We start from the raw sequence: 17,195 nt of genomic DNA on the forward strand, positions 1-17,195 counted from the left end.
CTGGGACAGAAATCAGCAATCCGTCCTGGGTCAATTTTCAATCGGCAGGGTGGGTCAGTTTTCAATCAGCGCCAACAAGTATGTCCTTCATCGGATGATCATTTTCGATTAGAGCCCGCTACGCCATCTGCTGCAAAATCTTCACTATCTTGGCCCAGTATTCTCCCAACGACAAAGAAGCAGTAGGCTTGCGTTCGTTTCGGTAACTCTTACGCAACCTAGGCCTGTAGGCAGATCAGCATTGCTGTCGCGCAAACGCCTGGAAAGATAGAAAAAGCTGTTGCGAGGCCACTCATCAGGATCTTTGATGTTTTCGGACATTCCCCTACTATAAAACTCAGAAGAATACGAACGACGGCCAGGATAGATCAGGGCACCCGATTGAGCCGACTGTGCTTTGAACCAGGCGTCAACCACATCTCGCTGGTTTTGAGGGCGTTCGTCTAGTACTCCAGCGTAAATGATACCTGCGCCCACAATTGGCAGCAGGAAAGCGCTCGCTGCAGCAGCCCGGCTGGTATAAAGGCCGACTTCACTGATTCGCCCTGCAAGAAGCAGCGCCCAGGCGGGTAGAGCCGGGAGCAGATAGGTCCAGAGAATGTTGCCAGAGAACGTGAAGAAGAGAGGCGTGGCCAATGCCCAGAGCCACATATAAGCCTCGAAACGCCGCATCGATGCTCTTCTGCGAATCATTAGAGGCAGGAAAAATGCCCAAGGCAACAGCGACAGACCGAGCTGGATCCAGATGGTGCCATATGGCTTGGCATGTGCACTGCCATATAGGTCCCCAGCCCAATCACTAATTACATATCGGCTCCAGTGTTCACCAACAAAAAAATATTCCATGAACCCAGGCGTCTTTATTTCGGCCGCGACATACCAAGGCACAGAAATACCGAGCATGAGAATAATCCCGGTTACCCACGGAAGCATCATCATCCGATTCCATTCTTTGTGGATGACGATCCAGGCGAACGCCGGCATGCCCATCAACACCAGTGTCAGTGGTCCCTTAGCGAGTAAGCCCAAGCCAAGACCTAAGAACATCAGATAGGCATCCGCTTTGCCTGCACACTTCATCCAACGCCAAAAACCATAGCTAGCAAGCAGTATCGAGAACGACAGAACAGGGTCAGTCAGTACAACACCACTGGATACCAGGCCCAGTGTCGTGCTTGAGAAGATGATGGCTCCCCAGATGCCAGCCCTGCGCGACATCTCCTGGGTCGCGAGCTTAATGATGATAAAGCAGCTTGCTAGGTGAAGTAGCCAAGCTGGAAATCGGGCAGCGAATTCGTTGATACCGAATAACTTCATGCTCGCTGCCTGAGTCCAGAAAGACAGTGGCGGCTTACCCCAAAACGGTACTCCATAATCGAACATTGGGGTAATCCAGTCATTCAGTTCGACCATCTTGCGTGCCATTTCGGCATAGCGTGCTTCGGACGTATCCATCAGGGGATATGCTCCCAGCCCCAGAAGACGTAAAAGCAGAATCGAGATTAGGATCCACAGCAGTGTCCGCTCGTTTTTCAAGTTCAGCATTTCTTACTCTCGATCGAGGAAACCGGAGGGTGAATAGTCACGGGGGTTGCTTTGTTATTGCTCTTCAAAAAATAAAGCGGTCGGCGTTTGACTTCCGCGAGCGTCACACCCAAGTACTCGCCCACCATGGCAACCCCCAAGCACATAAATGAAGCCATTCCGAGCAGCAAGTGATGGATGTCGAAGGAGCCTGCCACGAGCGCTGCGAGCAGGAAACAGATACTGGAGACGAAGAAGCCGAAGCTAATGAGGCTGAATATACGCAGCGGCTTTCGAGAGAAACTGAGAACACTTTCAATGGCTAGATTGAACAGCCCAGCGGCGTTCCATTTGGTATTACCCGCATGACGAAAAGTGCGATTGTAGGGTAGCTCTATGGTACGAAAACCCACCCAGCCGATCAGGCTCTTAAGAATTCTGGAGCGTTCGTCTAGCGCTCTCAATGCAGCCAATGGCGCAGGGCCAATCAGACGGAAGTCACTGACATCCGCCGGGAGATCAACTTTCTCCACCAGTCGCTGCATGATCCAGTAGTAACTGCGCGCACTCATGCGCTTTAGCAAGGAATCGCCGGTTCGCAAGTCGCGTTGCATGTTCACAACGTCGTAACCCATCTGCCAGTGGTGCACCATGCTCGTAATGAGTTCAGGCGGGTCCTGCAGGTCCACGTCAATAAAGATCAATGCGCTACCGCGCGCGTGGTCGATGCCTGCACTTAACGCAGCCTCTTTGCCGAAGTTTCGGCTCAGGAACAGGCAGCGTACATCAGATCCATCCTGATAGTGGCGAAGTAAGTCTGCAGTACGGTCATTGCTTCCGTCGTCGATATAAAGAATCTCGCACGAGACAGGCAAACACCTTACGACGCGGGTGATGCGCTTGTGAAATTCGGGAATGGTTTGCTCTTCTTGAAAGCAGGGCACCACAATGGTTAACAAAGGATCAGGGCGTTCGGAAAGCCGATGTAATGTCTGCATGATTGAATGTCCAGAAACGGTGTGCGATGAATCCGAGCGCAGTTAGGATTAACGTCACCAATATCTGGGATATAAACGGTGACAGGTCAATTTTAATTAAGACCCACATGCCCATTCCATTACCGAGGTTTGTCGCCAACGAAATCAGCAAAAACCTAATGGGTTGAAGCTTACAATCTCCCTTCGCTATAAAGCAGAGCCTTTTATTACCAACATAGCTAACAAACGCGCCTAAGACGCCTCCGCTAACGCTGGCCAACACTGGATCAGCAAACCCGCTCGCGACCAGTGCAAGGAAAACAGAGTAATGCATTCCCGTTGCAATAGATCCGACCCCTAGATAACGAATAAATAACGCTACAATAGGCAAGTTTTTATTTTCCATCTGCGAAGCTTAAGGAGTTCAAAGTGAAAAAAAAGTGAAAATTACATGTGATTTCAGAGCTGAATAACTTCAACATGACTCGAAAATTACAATTTTGAAAAAAACAGATAATCCATATCACAAGTATAGATACCCCACATTACCCTGCTGCGAGTTGAATGGGTGACCACATAGTAAGTTTGTCTATCGCAGAGATTAGTTAGTGCAGAGAGACTGGAATCACAATTGTACGCTTCTAGGATTTCCCACATACCACAAGCTTCCAATTTACTCCACAGGTCGAAGTCTTAGAAATACACTGCCCCAATCATTCGGCCTCGCCAATTTTAGCCGTCTTAATATCAAAATATTCAAAAGGTTAAGTACCAAAAGCTCACTCTGAGCAAGCTGCGATCAGGTTAATCTAGGGAAAGTTACTATTGCTTAGCCGTCAGGAGGGTCAACCAGATGTTATGAACTCGATCGTTCTGAATGCAGGTGTTCCAACCAAGTATATTAGCTATAACGTATTAAGGCTTGAGGGCGAGTAGCACCGTCGGTGCAACAATTTTTGCCTAGTACCACTCCAGGCGCCTTAAAAAACGCCAGGCATTGCCTGGCGCTTATTAAATGCCTAGCCATTCAAAAAATTCAGCTTTTGTTATTCGGGCATTGCGAGAATACAGAATAGCGAATCGTCTTGAGTTCACCCTGGGGGTCTTCGTAGCTCATCAATCGTGAATAAATCTGGCAAGTACGAGGGTCCTGGGATTGACGTACGAATTTCTCTACATCAATCTTCATGCCGTATTTATAGTCGACAATCTCTGGCATAGGCTTGTTATTTTTTTTCGCGTAGGCAGCCACGGCACTTTGGTGCTCCTGGATGTATTCCATCTGCTTCTTCTCCGAAAAAGTAGTGGCTTGCGAAGTCATAGAGCAAAAAACAAGTGCAGCTGCAACAATAAGCTTTTTCATAAGTTTCTCTCGATATCAATGTCACTGGATGCAACCTTATCAATTCATAGGCATCACCGGCATGACGGAAAACTTACAATTTTGAAAGGTGAAATATCGACCCTATAAAAACGAAAAAGCCCACAACTGTTGTTGTGGGCTTTTGTTTATCGGCTATCAGCTTTCTGCTTCATCGCCGTCATCATCCTTGCGATGTGCCCATTGATACAGAGCAGGCAACACCAGCAAGGTAAGTGCGGTGGAGGACAAGATACCGCCGATCACGACTGTAGCCAGCGGCCGCTGAACCTCTGCACCGGTACCGGTTGCCAGTGCCATAGGTATGAATCCCAGGGATGCAACAAGGGCAGTCATCAGCACTGGCCGTAATCGAGTCAATGCGCCTTCATCAACTGCGTGACGTAGGGTACGCCCTTCCTCACGTAGTCCGCGGATAAAGGAAATCATTACCAAACCGTTCAACACAGCTACACCGGAAAGCGCAATGAATCCGACCCCTGCCGAGATCGACAGCGGGATATCCCGCAGCCAAAGCGCGACTACGCCACCCGTGAGTGCGAATGGGATCCCGGTGAAGACCAGCATGCCATCCTTGAGGTTGTTGAACATCAAGAACAACAACGTCATGACCAACAGCAAAGCTACCGGAACAACTACCTGCAGACGTTTGGCTGCTGACTGCAGTTGCTCGAACTGACCACCCCACGTGGTCCAGTAGCCAGCGGGAATCTCCACGCCGGTTGCCAGAGCACTGCTCGCTTCTTCAACAAACGAACCAAGGTCACGCCCCCGAACGTTTGCGCTGACCACAACAACACGCTTACCGTTCTCTCGGCTTATCTGGTTCGGACCTAGCTGCAGATCCAGGCTAGCCACTTGGGACAGCGGAATGAAGCCGATTTGATTCGCCCCTTGTGCCGCATTCGGCGGCACGGGAATCAGCAAGCCGGACAACCCCGCTACATCTGTACGCAGTGTTTCAGATAGACGTACCACCATATCGAAGCGGCGATCGCCCTCATAAAGCGTGCCGGCCTGACGACCACCTACTGCGATTGCAATCGCATCTTGCACTGCGCCGATGTTCAGGCTGTAACGTGCTGCCTTCTCCCGATCAATATTGATGGTAAGTACAGGCAGGCCTGTAGTCTGCTCTACCTTCACCTCCGAAGACCCCTGGACACCCTTTAATGCAGTGGCTATCTTCGCTGCTGTTCGATTTAGAACGTCCATGTCATCGCCGAACACCTTGACGGCCACGTCACTGCGGACACCCGAAATGAGTTCGTTGAAGCGCAGTTGAATAGGTTGGGACAACTCATAGTTGCTGCCAGGCACACTTGCTGCAGCTTTCTGAACTTCAGCAATTAGCTCTTCACGCGATCGATTGGGATCTGGCCACTGGTCTTTCGGCTTCAGCATCACGTAAGCGTCTGAGATATTCGGCGGCATTGGATCGGAAGCAATTTCCGCTGTGCCGGTACGGGCAAACATTCGCTCGACCTCAGGCACCTGCTCAATGACGGCTTTTTCCAAGCGCTGCTGCATGTCTACGGACTGAGTCAAGCTAGTCCCCGGTACTCGTAAAGCCTGCAGCGCAAAATCCCCTTCACTCAGACTCGGAATGAACTCACTGCCCATTCGGCTCGCGAGCACACCACTTAGAACGACCAAGGCTATGGCGGCGGAAAATGCGATGCTTCTATGCTTAAGCACCCACTGCAGAACGGGAGCGTAACGCTGCCGTGCAATACGCATCACCATCCCCTCTTCTTCCTTGACCTTGCCTGTGACGAACATGGCAATTGCCGCAGGAACAAAGGTTACGGAGAGAATCATCGCGCCGACAAGTGCCATCACCACGGTAAATGCCATGGGGTGGAACATTTTTCCTTCGACACCGGTGAGTGCAAAGATCGGCAAATACACAACCATGATAATCAGCTGACCGAAGATCAAGGGGCGGCGAGCTTCCCGTGCAGCTGCAAAAACCTCGTGAAAGCGCTCGGCTTTGGTGAGCATCCGCCCATGCTTGTTTTGTGCATGAGCCAGGCGCCTGATTGCGTTCTCGACAATCACTACCGCCCCATCAACAATGATGCCAAAGTCGAGTGCGCCAAGGCTCATCAAGTTGGCACTGACCTTGTTGTTGAACATGCCTGTAAACGTGAACAACATGGACAACGGGATCACCATGGCAGTGATCAGTGCCGCACGGATGTTACCGAGGAACAGGAACAAGATAACGATTACAAGAATCGCCCCTTCAATCAGGTTCTTCTTCACTGTCGATATGGCTTTTTCAACCAAATTGGTACGGTCGTAGACGGTAACGGCAACAACGCCCTTGGGTAGGGTACGGTTAATGTCAGCCAGTTTGGCTGCAACAGCTTGAGATACTGTCCGGCTGTTTTCGCCGATCAGCATGAACACCGTACCCAATACAACCTCTCGACCGTTCTCAGTAGCAGCTCCAGAGCGGAGCTCTTTCCCGATGCTGACTTCAGCGACATTGCTGACTCGAATCGGCACGCCATCGACACTGGTAATCACAATATTGGCGATATCTTCGATACTGCCTACCTGGCCGGGTGCGCGGATGAGCAACTGCTCACCGCTGCGCTCGACGTAACCGGCGCCAACGTTGGCGTTGTTGCTTTCCAAGGCAGCGACCAGATCATTAAGAGTCAGCTTGTAAGTGGCCAGACGTTTCGGATCCGGAGCAATCAGGTACTGCTTGGCATAGCCACCAATGGTGTTGATCTCGGCCACACCCCGGACGTTGCGCAATTGTGGCTTGATTATCCAATCCTGGATCACGCGCAAATCAGTTGGTGTATAGGCCGTACCATCCTCTTTGACAGCGCCTTTCTCAGTCTCGACAGTCCACAGGAAGATCTCGCCGAGACCCGTTGATACAGGCCCCATCACTGCGTCTACGCCATCCGGCAACTGCTCCTTCGCTACCTGCAGTCGCTCGTTGACCTGTTGCCTAGCGAAGAAGATGTCGGTGCCGTCTTCAAAAATGACGGTGACCTGAGATAGTCCAGAGCGAGAAAGGGAACGAGTCTGCTGAAGGCCCGGCAAGCCAGCCATTGCCGTTTCAACTGGAAAGGTAATTCGCTGTTCGGTTTCCAACGGAGAGTAACCAGGAGCAGCAGTGTTGACCTGAACCTGTACGTTGGTAATATCTGGTACTGCATCAATAGGCAGCTTTTGATAGCTGTAGACACCGATACCGGCCATGATCAGCACGGCTATCATTACAACGATGCGCTGCTCAATGGCGAATCTTATGAGACGTTCAAACATGTGGAATGATCCTGTCAGTTCGCATCAGTGACTGTGCTCGGCACTAGCCTTGCCGAGCTCGGACTTGAGCGTGAAGCTGCCACTGGCTGCCACTTGGGCGCCGGATTGGAGGCCTTCGGTTATTTCCACATAGCCACCTGCACGGCGACCAAGCGTTACCGTGCGAGTGTCAAATCCCTCAGTGGTCCTGACGAATACCGCAGGCTTTTCCTCAACGGTCTGCACTGCGGATTCTGGAACGGCTACGGCCACCCGATCAGTCTGTGAAGTGACCGCGATGCTTACGAAAAGGCCTGGTCGCCAGGCTCCATTTGGATTGGTCAGCGTGACGCGAACGGTCGCTGCACGGTTCTGCTCACCCAGGAGGCTGCCTACATAACCAACCTTGCCGTCCACCTCAGCCTTCATGTCAGGCGAAGAAACCTTTACCGCACGGCCTGTCACAACCTTCCCCAAATCGCTCGGAGGAACTGCGAAGGTTGCCCACACCTGATTGAGGTCTGAAAGAATGAAAGCGTTGGTTGCCTCGCTGACAACCTCACCGACGGTCAGGTGCTTCTCCACGACAACTGCGTCGAAGGGCGCGCGAAGCTCGTAGCGGTTACCGCCGGCAGAATTGACCGATGCCCCGATAGCTCCGACCTTTTGCTTAGCATTGGCCAAGGATATATCTGCCTCTTGCAACCCTTGACGAGCCTGGAGGTAATCCTGTTCGGCGGAGATTTTGTCCTGCCACAACTGTTTCTCGCGGTCGAAGGTCAAACGTGCCAGTTCTACACGTCGTTGAGCGGCTTGTTGCTCACTGCGTAGATCGGAGATCTGTTGACTCGCAATCACCGCAAGGACTTGCCCCTTCTTAACCGACTCTCCGAGGTTGGCCTGAACGCTTTCTACAACGCCAGGTACGCGAGGCACGACATGCGCTGTATGGTCCTCGTCAAACCGTATCTCGCCAGGAAAAGTCACGACGGTGCTAAGTTCACGGGGAGCCGCAGCTTCGAGGACGACACCGGCAGCCTTGATCTGCTCAGCGCTAAGCGTCATCTTGCCTTCTTCCTCCTCTCCCTTTTCGCTGTCGCTGTGGCCCTCCTCACCGTGGCCATCATCCCCCCCCTCTTCAGCGGGTGCTGCGGCAATCTTCTTATGCTCATGGCCGTCCTCAGCGCCGTGTTCGGCATTACTGGCTGGCGGCTGCTCAGAACTAGAGTTCCAGGCGAAGCTGCCAAATCCAAGGGCTGCCACAGCGACTACCGCCAGTGCGATCTTACGTTTGTTGTCCATTGTTACTCCTGCTGATCGTAGGTAGCGGCTTATTCAAAGACGCGTACCGAGGAAAATGTCTAGGCGTTCAGCGAAAACTGGCATTCGATCCGACGTCGCCATAAACCCTTTCCACCTGCGCACGCGCATTGGTTGCAGCCGCCAACGAGTCGAGGTACTGGCCACGAGCGACTATCAAGGTGCGCTGCGCATCCAGCACTTCGATGAAGCCGAATTTGCCCATCTCAAATCCACGCGTTGCGGTATCCACGGCCAGTTGAGCTGAAGGCAGAATCGTCTTGTCGTAAGACTCGACCTCTTGCATGGCGGTAGCCCACTGGTTAACTGCGGTTTGGGTTTCGGAGCGTAGCCTTAGCTCTACAGCGTTTCGTTGGTCTCGGGCCTGATCTGCGCGGCGAGAAGCGGAAAGAATGTTGCCCTGATTACGATCAAAGAGCGGCAAAGGCATCGACAGCCCCACGAGGTTGACCCGCTCGCGAACAGACCGGTCATATTGGCTACCCACACTCACAGTGAGATTCGGGATACGTTGGGCCTTTTCCGACCCGAGTGAGGCATCGCTCTTGTCTATTTGAGCAAGCGCCTGTCGCATCTCTGCAGTTTGATCAAGCTTCGCCAATAATTCTGCGGCCTGCGGCGGAATGCCGGGAGATAGGTTTGGCGAGTCCAGACGATCAAATGCAGTAGCCGAGCTGCCTATTACCTGGGCCAATTGCTGGTAAGCCGTTGACTTCGCTGTTTCAGCGCGCCTTACCTGTAACTTGGCTTCAGCCAACTGCACCTGGGCGCGCGTAGCCTCCACCGGTGAGGACTTACCGGCGCGCACCCGACCATCGACTATGCGCAGACCGCGTTCGGTGAGCTCCAAAGATTGTTTTGCCAGGTTCAAGCCTGTCTGAGCCCTTAAGGCGGCGTAGAAAAACTGGACAACATCCGCACGAAGACCATTGACTCGTCGGTCCAGCTCTAGCTGCGCGACGGTTTGACCGTAGGTGGCAACTTCGATACGAGCACTTCGTTTGCCACCCAACTCTAAAGGCTGACTAAGGGTGACTGTGGTCGTGCTTGTATTACGACGGGTGTCTTCCACGTCATACGAAATTTCAGGATTAGGGATGAGTCCCGCTTGCTTGCGAACTCCTTCCGAGATGCCGATTTCCTGACGCGCAGCTGCAAGATCGGGGTTAGCATCCATTGCAGTGGAAAGCGCTTCGGCCAGGCTAATACTCTGAGCAAATGCGGCTGGCACGATCGCTCCTGAAAGGAGCGTACAGAATGCAATGGCTCTCAAGGGAAAGACAAAGACAGAGGTTTTAGATAAAACGTTGTGATTATACCAGGGCACTTTATGGTCCTCGTGCACAAACTTTGATAAAGCTTGGCGAGAACGTATTTACAGCCGCCAAGCTCCACTGGATCAGGTGATGGCACTCTAATCAGCGATCGCTATCAGTGGGGTGGCTGTAAAATTACAATTTCGTTAGAAAGTACGTTCGACATTAAAATTTCCCGCCCAGTTGCGCACGGGACAAGCTATTGAGTAAATCAGTCCGCAGCTACAAAACGTCCTTAAATACGACAGATAACAATTAGATTGCCAAATTGTAATTTTTCTATCACCAATCCGTTATCTTTGATCTGCAACTATCATGTCAGGTCCTACGCAGGTGCCCGGCCGGGCCACAAAAAAAATATAGCCGTGTCGGTAAATCAAAATAAAAGCTGCCGTAATCAAAGGGGCATCAAATGAAAATTAAAGTACCGTTGTGTGTGTTGGCAGCTTCTGCTTTTTCCATAAGCTATACAGCTATAGCAAACGCGGAAGATAAGTCATCAGAAGGTTTTATTGACGGTAGCAGCCTCACTGTTTTAAACCGAAACTTCTATTTCAATCGTGATAATCGCAGCTCTTCTGCGCCAACGTTCAATAGCGGCAAGGGAAACACCAACGGATATTCTGAAGCTTGGGCGCATGCGATAATTTCTAAATTCAACTCGGGCTTCACCCAAGGCACCGTCGGCTTTGGTTTAGATGCCTTCGCTATGATCGGCCTCAAGCTCGATACAGGCGATGGCCGTAACGGCGGCCGAAGCTCCTTCGATGTGTTGCCAGTTGATGGAAAGGGCCAGGCCCGTGATGAATACACGAAGGTTGGGGGGGCTGCCAAAGTCCGCCTGTTCGATACCGTAGTGAAATTGGGTGATGTCTTCCCAGCGACACCAGTCGTTGCATCAGGAGACGCACGTCTACTGCCAGAAAGCTTCCGCGGTGTAACGGTTGAAAACACCAGCATGCAAGGCCTCACCCTGCAGGGTGGTAGACTACACGCGATGAGCCAACCAGTATCCAGCGACCTGAACGATAACTTCGTGACCTTCTATGGCGGCCCAGTCAACTCGCCTTGGATCGGTTACGGTGGCGGCGATTACAAGGTCAACGACAGTGTTACTGTAAGTCTCTATGCCAGCCAGCTAAAAGATGTATGGAATCAATACTACGCCGGGACAAGCGTCTCCTACCCGCTTAGCAATGATTTGACCCTGATCAGCGGCTTTAATTACTATAAAGCTGTTGACGAAGGCAAGAAACGTTTGGGTGAGTTCGATAATAATATCTGGAGCGCCAAGCTCGGCGTCAGGTATGGTGCACACACCCTCGCACTGTCGCATCAGCGTAACAATGGCGATGACGATTTCGACTATTTACGTCAATCAGACTCGATATTCGTCGACAACTCAATTCAGTACAGCGATTTCAACTCGCCAAAAGAACGCTCTTGGATGCTGCGCTACGACCTAAACATGACCGACTACGGTATTCCAGGCCTTTCGTTCATGACTCGCTATGCCAAAGGCTCTGGCGCGGACTACTCTAATGCCAATCAGTTTTACATGCGTACCGATGACAATGGCAATCCGCTCACCAATCAGAAACGTTGGGAGCGTGACATTGAGGTTAAATACGTAGTGCAAACAGGAGCTGCCAAAGACCTTTCTTTGAGATTGCGCCAAGCAAATACACGAGCAACTGCTTTCGAATCGGATTTGGATGAAGTGCGCCTGATCGTTGAATACCCACTTTCGGTACTATAAGCCATTGCGTTGCTCTGCTACTCCTCCAGCCGGAACTTCTGAAAAGCAAATCGCTAGTTCAACGAATTCACCTTGAGTTGCTTAAATGCTCCTTTGGTAAAAGGTGAATATTTTACGCCCTTCGGGGCGTTTTTTTTTTACTAAAATTCCAATACCTGTTCAAGGATGTGCATGGCATCCCGATGGAGTTCATGGCTGCACCAGTGGCCCACGTCCTCAACGTGAGAGTCGACCCCATCATCTGAACGGAACAGAGCGCCCACGACAAATAGAACAACCCAATATTTCATAAGGTAAATTCACCTAATGGGGGAGGGTCCGCAATTGACAAACCCAGATGGCGACACATTAACCTGCGAGGTTATCAAGCGTATTGCTTAACAATTACAAGTCCGTTATTTAAGCCACGGACAGTTAGTTTTGATTTACCATTCCCCCCAATGATGACTGCGCACTTGCGTGGTTAAAACTGCTGAGTAATATCGAGACAAAATCCAATGCGAATTCTGGTAATTGAGGATGAAGTAAAAACTGCTGAATATGTACGCCAGGGCCTCACTGAGTGCGGATATGTAGTGGATTGCGTACATACCGGCTCTGACGGGCTATTTCTGGCCAAGCAGCACATGTACGAACTCATTATTCTAGATATCAATCTTCCAGAGATGGATGGTTGGCAAGTTCTAGAACTATTACGACGGAAAGATTGCTCTTCGCGTATTATGATGCTCACTGCCCGCAGCCGACTAATCGATAAAGTCAGAGGTTTGGAGAATGGAGCTGATGACTACCTAATTAAACCCTTCGAATTCCCCGAATTGCTTGCTCGAGTTCGCGCATTGATGCGTAGGTCGGATAGTGCTGCATCTGTAGAAATTATTCGCGTAGCTGACCTTGAGTTGGATCAAAGCCGCCACAGAGCGTTCAGAGATGGTCAGCGTATAGACTTAACAACAAAGGAGTTTGCTCTGCTGCACTATCTAATGCGGAATACGGGCATTGTTCTGAGCCGCACACAAATCATATCTCAAGTGTGGGATATGAATTTTGACTGCGACACTAATGTCGTTGAGGTTTCCATAAGAAGACTTAGAGCCAAGATGGACGACCCTTTTGAGAGTAAGTTAATTCACACACTTAGAGGCGTGGGATATGTTCTAGAAAAACGCTAGATTTACATTATTAAAAATAATGAACGTGCGAATAATATTTGATGCTTTCAAATAATGCCCCGTTCAAAATCCTTGGTAGCAATATAAAGCGCTCAAATTCAGACTATTAAAAGTGTTCGTTCAGGAGGGTGTTTTTAGCAGAGCAGTCAGGAAAGCCTTAAATTTTAATATGTCGCCAAATTCATGCTCCCAAGTGGCGCTCCGCAGATTCACTACTTTGAGATTGACATCATCGAAATGGCGCCGCCATAGGGCAATTACTTGTCGAATACTGCAGAGAAAATCTTACTGCCGCCTTGTTGTTGGTCTTGTAAAGACCTGTAAGCCTTCAGCCACTTCCCGGCCTCCCGCTCAGCTCTTGTTCTCTCGAACAGCATCTGGGTCTGAGACTCAAGTGCTAACTCAAAGCGCTTCTTAAGATCAATGTTTTCTTGTTTTATCTCTTCAATTTTTTTTGGCAGCCTCACCACGTTGAGGCAATTTTCTTTTTCCATTTTTTAAAACTATATCCCTCACTTAATAATATTTAGTATTTGATCAAGCTATGAGGGATCGAGACCTACCAGTCTCGTCGTCTACGGCGGACAACGTGAATTCTACCTTGGCTTTGCGCTGCATTTCTAAATTTTTATGATTACGGGGCACGTTGTTTACCAGCCTCTCAAAAGCATCGCTTATAATATCAAGCTCGTCAATAGAGCGTTTTCGAAAATTAGTCATTGATATTAAATTGCCGCCTATTCCGACTAATTACCCAAAGACAAAATCCTTATAGTTTTTCGCCTGTTCAGCCTGTTTACGGATAACAGCGAATGAAGATTCACTCTTAGGCATATCCGAAGTCAAGAAATTCGAATATTCTGAATATCGATATTTCCAGAATGATAAATGGCTTCTGTTAATAATAAAAAATTGACATCCTAAACATACGCTAAGCTGCTGAGTTTTATAATTAGGTGCTCTACCTATCGGGGCCTTCTTCCGCATACTCGATGTCACTGCAACTGCGAATCATCTAGAGGAAGACCAGTGGCGTGCGGTGCGAACCAGATAACCAATCCTTTTTCAAACAAAAAAGTGTCTAACATCAGCCCATCCTTGGGCCTTATTTTGACCCTTTTGCTATCGTGGATACCACATAAAGCGTTAACCAAAGTAGGAGAAAATCCTCTTCTAACAACAAACTTTGACTGACGGGAGGAGGCCACCATAACAACCACTGTCGAGTCCGCGACTAGACAATAGGCGCGTCCAGGAAAGTAAAATCCAACCTAATCTGTTGCCGCTGACCGAAAACTGACCCATTGGGTCAGTTTTCAATCGGCGCCAACATACGACAATTTCGCGGGCATCCGACAGAGCTTCGGCGGCACGTTTGAAATCTGACATCAGAAAGCTCCTCGGTAAGGAGCCAGGAGACTTAAGCGAACTTGGGACTGATCGTCGACTTGCGCCTCAGGTAGAGGGGAGCGTACATCTGGTGACTGGCTGATTTGGGAGCCGGCACTGATATCCTAGGGCGGTGATTTTCCAAGCGCTTTTTCGAGAACCACACCTGTGATGTCTTTTTTTTGCGAAGGTCCAGCTCTCCCATTTTGTAAACACCGCGAGAGGTGCGATATACAACAGCACTTTCTTGAGTTGCTATGCCTTGGAAGCAAATAATTTGGTCCAGGTCCTCCAAACTCCATCTGCCGGAACGGGTCAGGGCTGGTGGGCACAGCATCTGCACGTGACTGATGACAACGTCAGGAGCAGCATTCATATAGTACTGAAGTTCATACGCACAGCTGACCATCGCAGCGCGATCACTCATCCCTGTCTGGGCTGAGGTAATGGTGATAAGAAATCCCACCCCCTCTAGTTCACAGTGTGTCCTAGTGAAAACTTTACGTTCTGCAGGGTCAAGTATGTATATCAATTGCCAACCCATTCCCGATTCAGTCCGTGCCGCTCGTACACTCACAGTGGAAAAATATTCGGTATCGCAGGACTCATCTCGACTGCGTTGTGAGTGTTTGAGGATTTGTAGAACGTTCCTGGAAGGATGAGGATTCCAAGCTTACGCGCTATATATGCATTTTATACCCCCACGATGTGATGCGTCAAAGCGTGGCTTTATTCTCTCTTTTGTGAGTACACGGAAGAGAGATGGATTATTTGGAGGCTTTGGGGCAGGTCATAAGGGAAGTCCGGGTTGCTGCTGGGCTCAGTCGAGAGGGCTGTGCACAAGTCCTAAATCGAGATCATCTTGCCAAGGTCGAACAAGGACGCCTGGCCATTTCTGTTCTCAAACTCTATTCTTTATGCGAATGCCTAGGCATCTCCCTCAGCCTTGTGCTTATGGCTGTGGAGGCGCGCATGGTTGGTATCGACCTTGAAGCCTATCGGCATCAGCAAGAACGTGATTTAAACCGACTTGTCGGAGCTGGCCTGCTGAGTAGTGTTATCAATCATGGTGCGAGCCGCGGGGTACGTGGAAAGCGGGCAGAAGATAATCGTTTGGCCATCCAGACTTTGCAAACCGAAGGATTAGCAAAAATGGAGATCGTTCGTAGACTGGGTGTCAGTCGCGCCACAGTCGACCGTTATTGGCTGAAGCGATGAGCGACCAAACACTCCCGAGGGGGTTGTAATTTTAAAAATATTCCAAACATTCCCATTATGCTGGAGCTTAGTTTGCATAAGCTCCAAACGCTTACTAAACGGTCAATCACGTTCGAAGGCTCTGACCTATTTCATCCTTCAGTACCAGTGGCTTCAGAAAGCTCGCTCAAAGCGCCCACATTGTTTTTGAAAGCTGCTGCAAACACTGAGCGATTTTTAGCCATGTAGATGCTCACATCCTCTGCGTGTTTCTCAGATAGCCCCGGTACATGCTTCATCAGTGTGTCCGTCAGCAGCTCCGCCAGCTCAAGCATTTGATCATGCGCATCAGCGAGTTTGCGGTCCACAAAAGTAGTCTCCAGGTCTCGGGTACTGCGATAAAGAGTCTCAACTGCCATTTTGGCCTCGTCGTCTGTCTGTCCAGCGTGTATGAGGAAGCATTTGTTCAAATCAAATGCTGGCCGATGAATCTTGCGAACTGTTGCGCTAAAGCCCTACGAGCTAACTAGGCAGGGTGGCAAAAGCGAAAACTAGGCAGGATAATTGGTTTCGAAGGACAATATTTCTCCATCTGGATACGTAGGCTGCTGATACTACGGCAGTTTTAGATGCAGCTACCCCGACCAATGGCCTATCTAGGCAGTCCGCTAGTCCGCAAAACGATATACAAACGCTCCAGATCTCGGCTGCTGCGGTATACCACTTCGACGGCCATTCACCACCTCACATGCCTTCACGATAGTTGTCTTTTGCGACTACTGTATTTATATACAGCTAAAAGGGTAAGCCAAACCGTGGGGTTTGGGTAGCAGTTTTTTAATGTAGCCCGGAAATACAGGTTTGGAGTGTCCCATGTCACCCTGCCATCATCTTATCTCTGCCTCTGGCCTTTTTTCTGCATGCAGAACAACCGTCACGTCCAAGCCGCATTATCCGGTCGAGCCGACCTAAGGAAGCATCATCGTGAAAATCAACTGGGCCGAAAAGCTGCGTCAGAATGTCCACGGGCTGGCCGAGTCGCTGGGCAATCTATTTGTCGAGTCGTTCCATTACCTGGCGTTGTTCGCCATCGGTGCGGTGACCGCCTGGGCGGCGGTGATGGAATTTCTGGGGATGCTGGAGAACGGGCACATCAAGATCGATGACATCTTGCTGTTGTTCATCTACCTGGAATTGGGCGCCATGGTCGGGATTTACTTCAAAACGAACCTACCTGAATCTAACATTTTTTCTTATAGGCAAAAAAAGGGTGAAACCCCTATGATTTCTGGTCTTTGGCGCGCTTGAAGGCGGGCTAGGCTGTTTTTTTCTGTGATGGATGGTGTGAGCTATGAGTGAAATTCGTGGGATTGAGAAGCTGCGCAAAAGCTTGCACAGTGGCGCTGATTCGGTAGGAAATTTGGTGGTTGAGGCTTTCCACTACCTAGCTCTGTTCGGCATTGCGGCTATAACGGTATGGGCCGCTATCAGTGCCTTTATAGGTATGCTGGGGCAAGAGAAAATCAGCGTTGATGACATTCTATTGCTATTCATTTATTTAGAATTGTTAGCAATGAGCGGGATTTATTTTAAAACAAATCATATGCCCTTGCGATTTTTGCTGTACATCGGCGTGACTGCATTAATTCGGCTTTTGATTAGCGATGTTTCGCACCATAACGCGCCGGACCTTGGCATTATTTACGTGTGTGGCGGGGTGCTTCTTTTAGCCCTTTCGATTCTCGTTGTTAGGTTTTCGTCTTCTAAATTTCCATCAGTGAAAGAAAAAATAGAAAGCTGATGTGTGTTTGTTAGGGTTTGTAATTTTTTAGTAAGGACTTATGTCTTTCTTGTTGTTTGATTTGTTGATTTGTTAAGGTTTTTAAG

14 protein-coding genes and 1 pseudogene are annotated in these 17,195 nt (G+C 49.8%); 5 read left to right on the top strand and 10 right to left on the bottom strand.

Annotated elements, in window-relative coordinates:
* Nucleotides 1–144: 144 nt before the first annotated feature.
* The 7 genes from AC07W0_RS29945 to AC07W0_RS29975 form a co-directional block, all read right to left on the bottom strand.
* Nucleotides 145–1,545, bottom strand: a complete 1,401-nt coding sequence (locus AC07W0_RS29945) for an ArnT family glycosyltransferase (protein WP_017736207.1) — start codon at nucleotides 1,543–1,545, stop codon at nucleotides 145–147.
* On the bottom strand, nucleotides 1,539–2,522 hold the full coding sequence (locus tag AC07W0_RS29950; RefSeq protein ID WP_026136730.1) for a glycosyltransferase family 2 protein: 984 nt from the start codon (nucleotides 2,520–2,522) through the stop codon (nucleotides 1,539–1,541). The genes AC07W0_RS29945 and AC07W0_RS29950 overlap by 7 nt, the downstream gene beginning before the upstream one ends.
* Nucleotides 2,488–2,907, bottom strand: a complete 420-nt coding sequence (locus AC07W0_RS29955) for a GtrA family protein (protein ID WP_081609224.1) — start codon at nucleotides 2,905–2,907, stop codon at nucleotides 2,488–2,490. The genes AC07W0_RS29950 and AC07W0_RS29955 overlap by 35 nt, the downstream gene beginning before the upstream one ends.
* Nucleotides 2,908–3,537: 630 nt before the next feature.
* On the bottom strand, nucleotides 3,538–3,864 hold the full coding sequence (locus AC07W0_RS29960) for a DUF2790 domain-containing protein (RefSeq protein WP_017736204.1): 327 nt from the start codon (nucleotides 3,862–3,864) through the stop codon (nucleotides 3,538–3,540).
* A gap of 156 nt (nucleotides 3,865–4,020) precedes the next feature.
* Complete coding sequence (locus tag AC07W0_RS29965) at nucleotides 4,021–7,176, bottom strand: CusA/CzcA family heavy metal efflux RND transporter (protein WP_017736203.1); 3,156 nt, start codon at nucleotides 7,174–7,176, stop codon at nucleotides 4,021–4,023.
* 24 nt (nucleotides 7,177–7,200) lie between these two features.
* Complete coding sequence (locus AC07W0_RS29970) at nucleotides 7,201–8,457, bottom strand: efflux RND transporter periplasmic adaptor subunit (protein ID WP_017736202.1); 1,257 nt, start codon at nucleotides 8,455–8,457, stop codon at nucleotides 7,201–7,203.
* 67 nt (nucleotides 8,458–8,524) lie between these two features.
* Complete coding sequence (locus tag AC07W0_RS29975; protein ID WP_081609223.1) at nucleotides 8,525–9,802, bottom strand: TolC family protein; 1,278 nt, start codon at nucleotides 9,800–9,802, stop codon at nucleotides 8,525–8,527.
* A 401-nt stretch (nucleotides 9,803–10,203) separates the two neighbouring features.
* Between AC07W0_RS29975 and AC07W0_RS29980 the strand changes: the two genes are divergently transcribed.
* Together AC07W0_RS29980 and AC07W0_RS29985 are read left to right on the top strand one after the other, a co-directional pair.
* Nucleotides 10,204–11,550, top strand: a complete 1,347-nt coding sequence (locus tag AC07W0_RS29980; protein WP_026136728.1) for an OprD family porin — start codon at nucleotides 10,204–10,206, stop codon at nucleotides 11,548–11,550.
* A 497-nt stretch (nucleotides 11,551–12,047) separates the two neighbouring features.
* Complete coding sequence (locus tag AC07W0_RS29985; RefSeq protein WP_017736199.1) at nucleotides 12,048–12,722, top strand: heavy metal response regulator transcription factor; 675 nt, start codon at nucleotides 12,048–12,050, stop codon at nucleotides 12,720–12,722.
* A gap of 257 nt (nucleotides 12,723–12,979) precedes the next feature.
* Here AC07W0_RS29985 and AC07W0_RS29990 read toward each other — a convergent pair whose 3' ends face one another.
* Both AC07W0_RS29990 and AC07W0_RS29995 read right to left on the bottom strand, forming a co-directional pair.
* Complete coding sequence (locus AC07W0_RS29990) at nucleotides 12,980–13,216, bottom strand: hypothetical protein (RefSeq protein ID WP_017736198.1); 237 nt, start codon at nucleotides 13,214–13,216, stop codon at nucleotides 12,980–12,982.
* 926 nt (nucleotides 13,217–14,142) lie between these two features.
* Nucleotides 14,143–14,577, bottom strand: a complete 435-nt coding sequence (locus AC07W0_RS29995; RefSeq protein ID WP_026136727.1) for a hypothetical protein — start codon at nucleotides 14,575–14,577, stop codon at nucleotides 14,143–14,145.
* A 296-nt stretch (nucleotides 14,578–14,873) separates the two neighbouring features.
* Between AC07W0_RS29995 and AC07W0_RS30000 the strand changes: the two genes are divergently transcribed.
* On the top strand, nucleotides 14,874–15,329 hold the full coding sequence (locus AC07W0_RS30000) for a helix-turn-helix domain-containing protein (RefSeq protein WP_017736196.1): 456 nt from the start codon (nucleotides 14,874–14,876) through the stop codon (nucleotides 15,327–15,329).
* A gap of 131 nt (nucleotides 15,330–15,460) precedes the next feature.
* Here the strand turns inward: AC07W0_RS30000 and AC07W0_RS30005 are convergent, their stop codons facing one another.
* Nucleotides 15,461–15,727 (bottom strand): YebG family protein, encoded by a 267-nt coding sequence (locus AC07W0_RS30005; RefSeq protein WP_026136726.1) that lies wholly within the window; start codon nucleotides 15,725–15,727, stop codon nucleotides 15,461–15,463.
* Between the two features lie 565 nt (nucleotides 15,728–16,292).
* Between AC07W0_RS30005 and AC07W0_RS30010 the strand changes: the two are divergent.
* Nucleotides 16,293–16,538: pseudogene (locus AC07W0_RS30010) on the top strand (phosphate-starvation-inducible PsiE family protein); the annotation flags it as partial.
* A 121-nt stretch (nucleotides 16,539–16,659) separates the two neighbouring features.
* Nucleotides 16,660–17,109, top strand: coding sequence for a phosphate-starvation-inducible protein PsiE (locus tag AC07W0_RS30015; protein WP_102618919.1), 450 nt, complete (start codon nucleotides 16,660–16,662; stop codon nucleotides 17,107–17,109).
* Nucleotides 17,110–17,195 lie beyond the last annotated feature (86 nt).

The sequence above is a fragment of the Pseudomonas sp. GW704-F2 genome (genome assembly GCF_059423025.1).

Bases quoted from the DNA above. Each gene is read 5' to 3' on its own strand.
- AC07W0_RS29945 (WP_017736207.1), bottom strand. From the start codon at position 1,545: ATGCTGAACTTGAAAAACGAGCGGACACTGCTGTGGATCCTAATCTCG.
- AC07W0_RS29950 (WP_026136730.1), bottom strand. From the start codon at position 2,522: ATGCAGACATTACATCGGCTTTCCGAACGCCCTGATCCTTTGTTAACC.
- AC07W0_RS29955 (WP_081609224.1), bottom strand. From the start codon at position 2,907: ATGGAAAATAAAAACTTGCCTATTGTAGCGTTATTTATTCGTTATCTA.
- AC07W0_RS29960 (WP_017736204.1), bottom strand. From the start codon at position 3,864: ATGAAAAAGCTTATTGTTGCAGCTGCACTTGTTTTTTGCTCTATGACT.
- AC07W0_RS29965 (WP_017736203.1), bottom strand. From the start codon at position 7,176: ATGTTTGAACGTCTCATAAGATTCGCCATTGAGCAGCGCATCGTTGTA.
- AC07W0_RS29970 (WP_017736202.1), bottom strand. From the start codon at position 8,457: ATGGACAACAAACGTAAGATCGCACTGGCGGTAGTCGCTGTGGCAGCC.
- AC07W0_RS29980 (WP_026136728.1), top strand. From the start codon at position 10,204: ATGAAAATTAAAGTACCGTTGTGTGTGTTGGCAGCTTCTGCTTTTTCC.
- AC07W0_RS29985 (WP_017736199.1), top strand. From the start codon at position 12,048: ATGCGAATTCTGGTAATTGAGGATGAAGTAAAAACTGCTGAATATGTA.
- AC07W0_RS29990 (WP_017736198.1), bottom strand. From the start codon at position 13,216: ATGGAAAAAGAAAATTGCCTCAACGTGGTGAGGCTGCCAAAAAAAATT.
- AC07W0_RS30000 (WP_017736196.1), top strand. From the start codon at position 14,874: ATGGATTATTTGGAGGCTTTGGGGCAGGTCATAAGGGAAGTCCGGGTT.
- AC07W0_RS30005 (WP_026136726.1), bottom strand. From the start codon at position 15,727: ATGGCAGTTGAGACTCTTTATCGCAGTACCCGAGACCTGGAGACTACT.
- AC07W0_RS30015 (WP_102618919.1), top strand. From the start codon at position 16,660: ATGAGTGAAATTCGTGGGATTGAGAAGCTGCGCAAAAGCTTGCACAGT.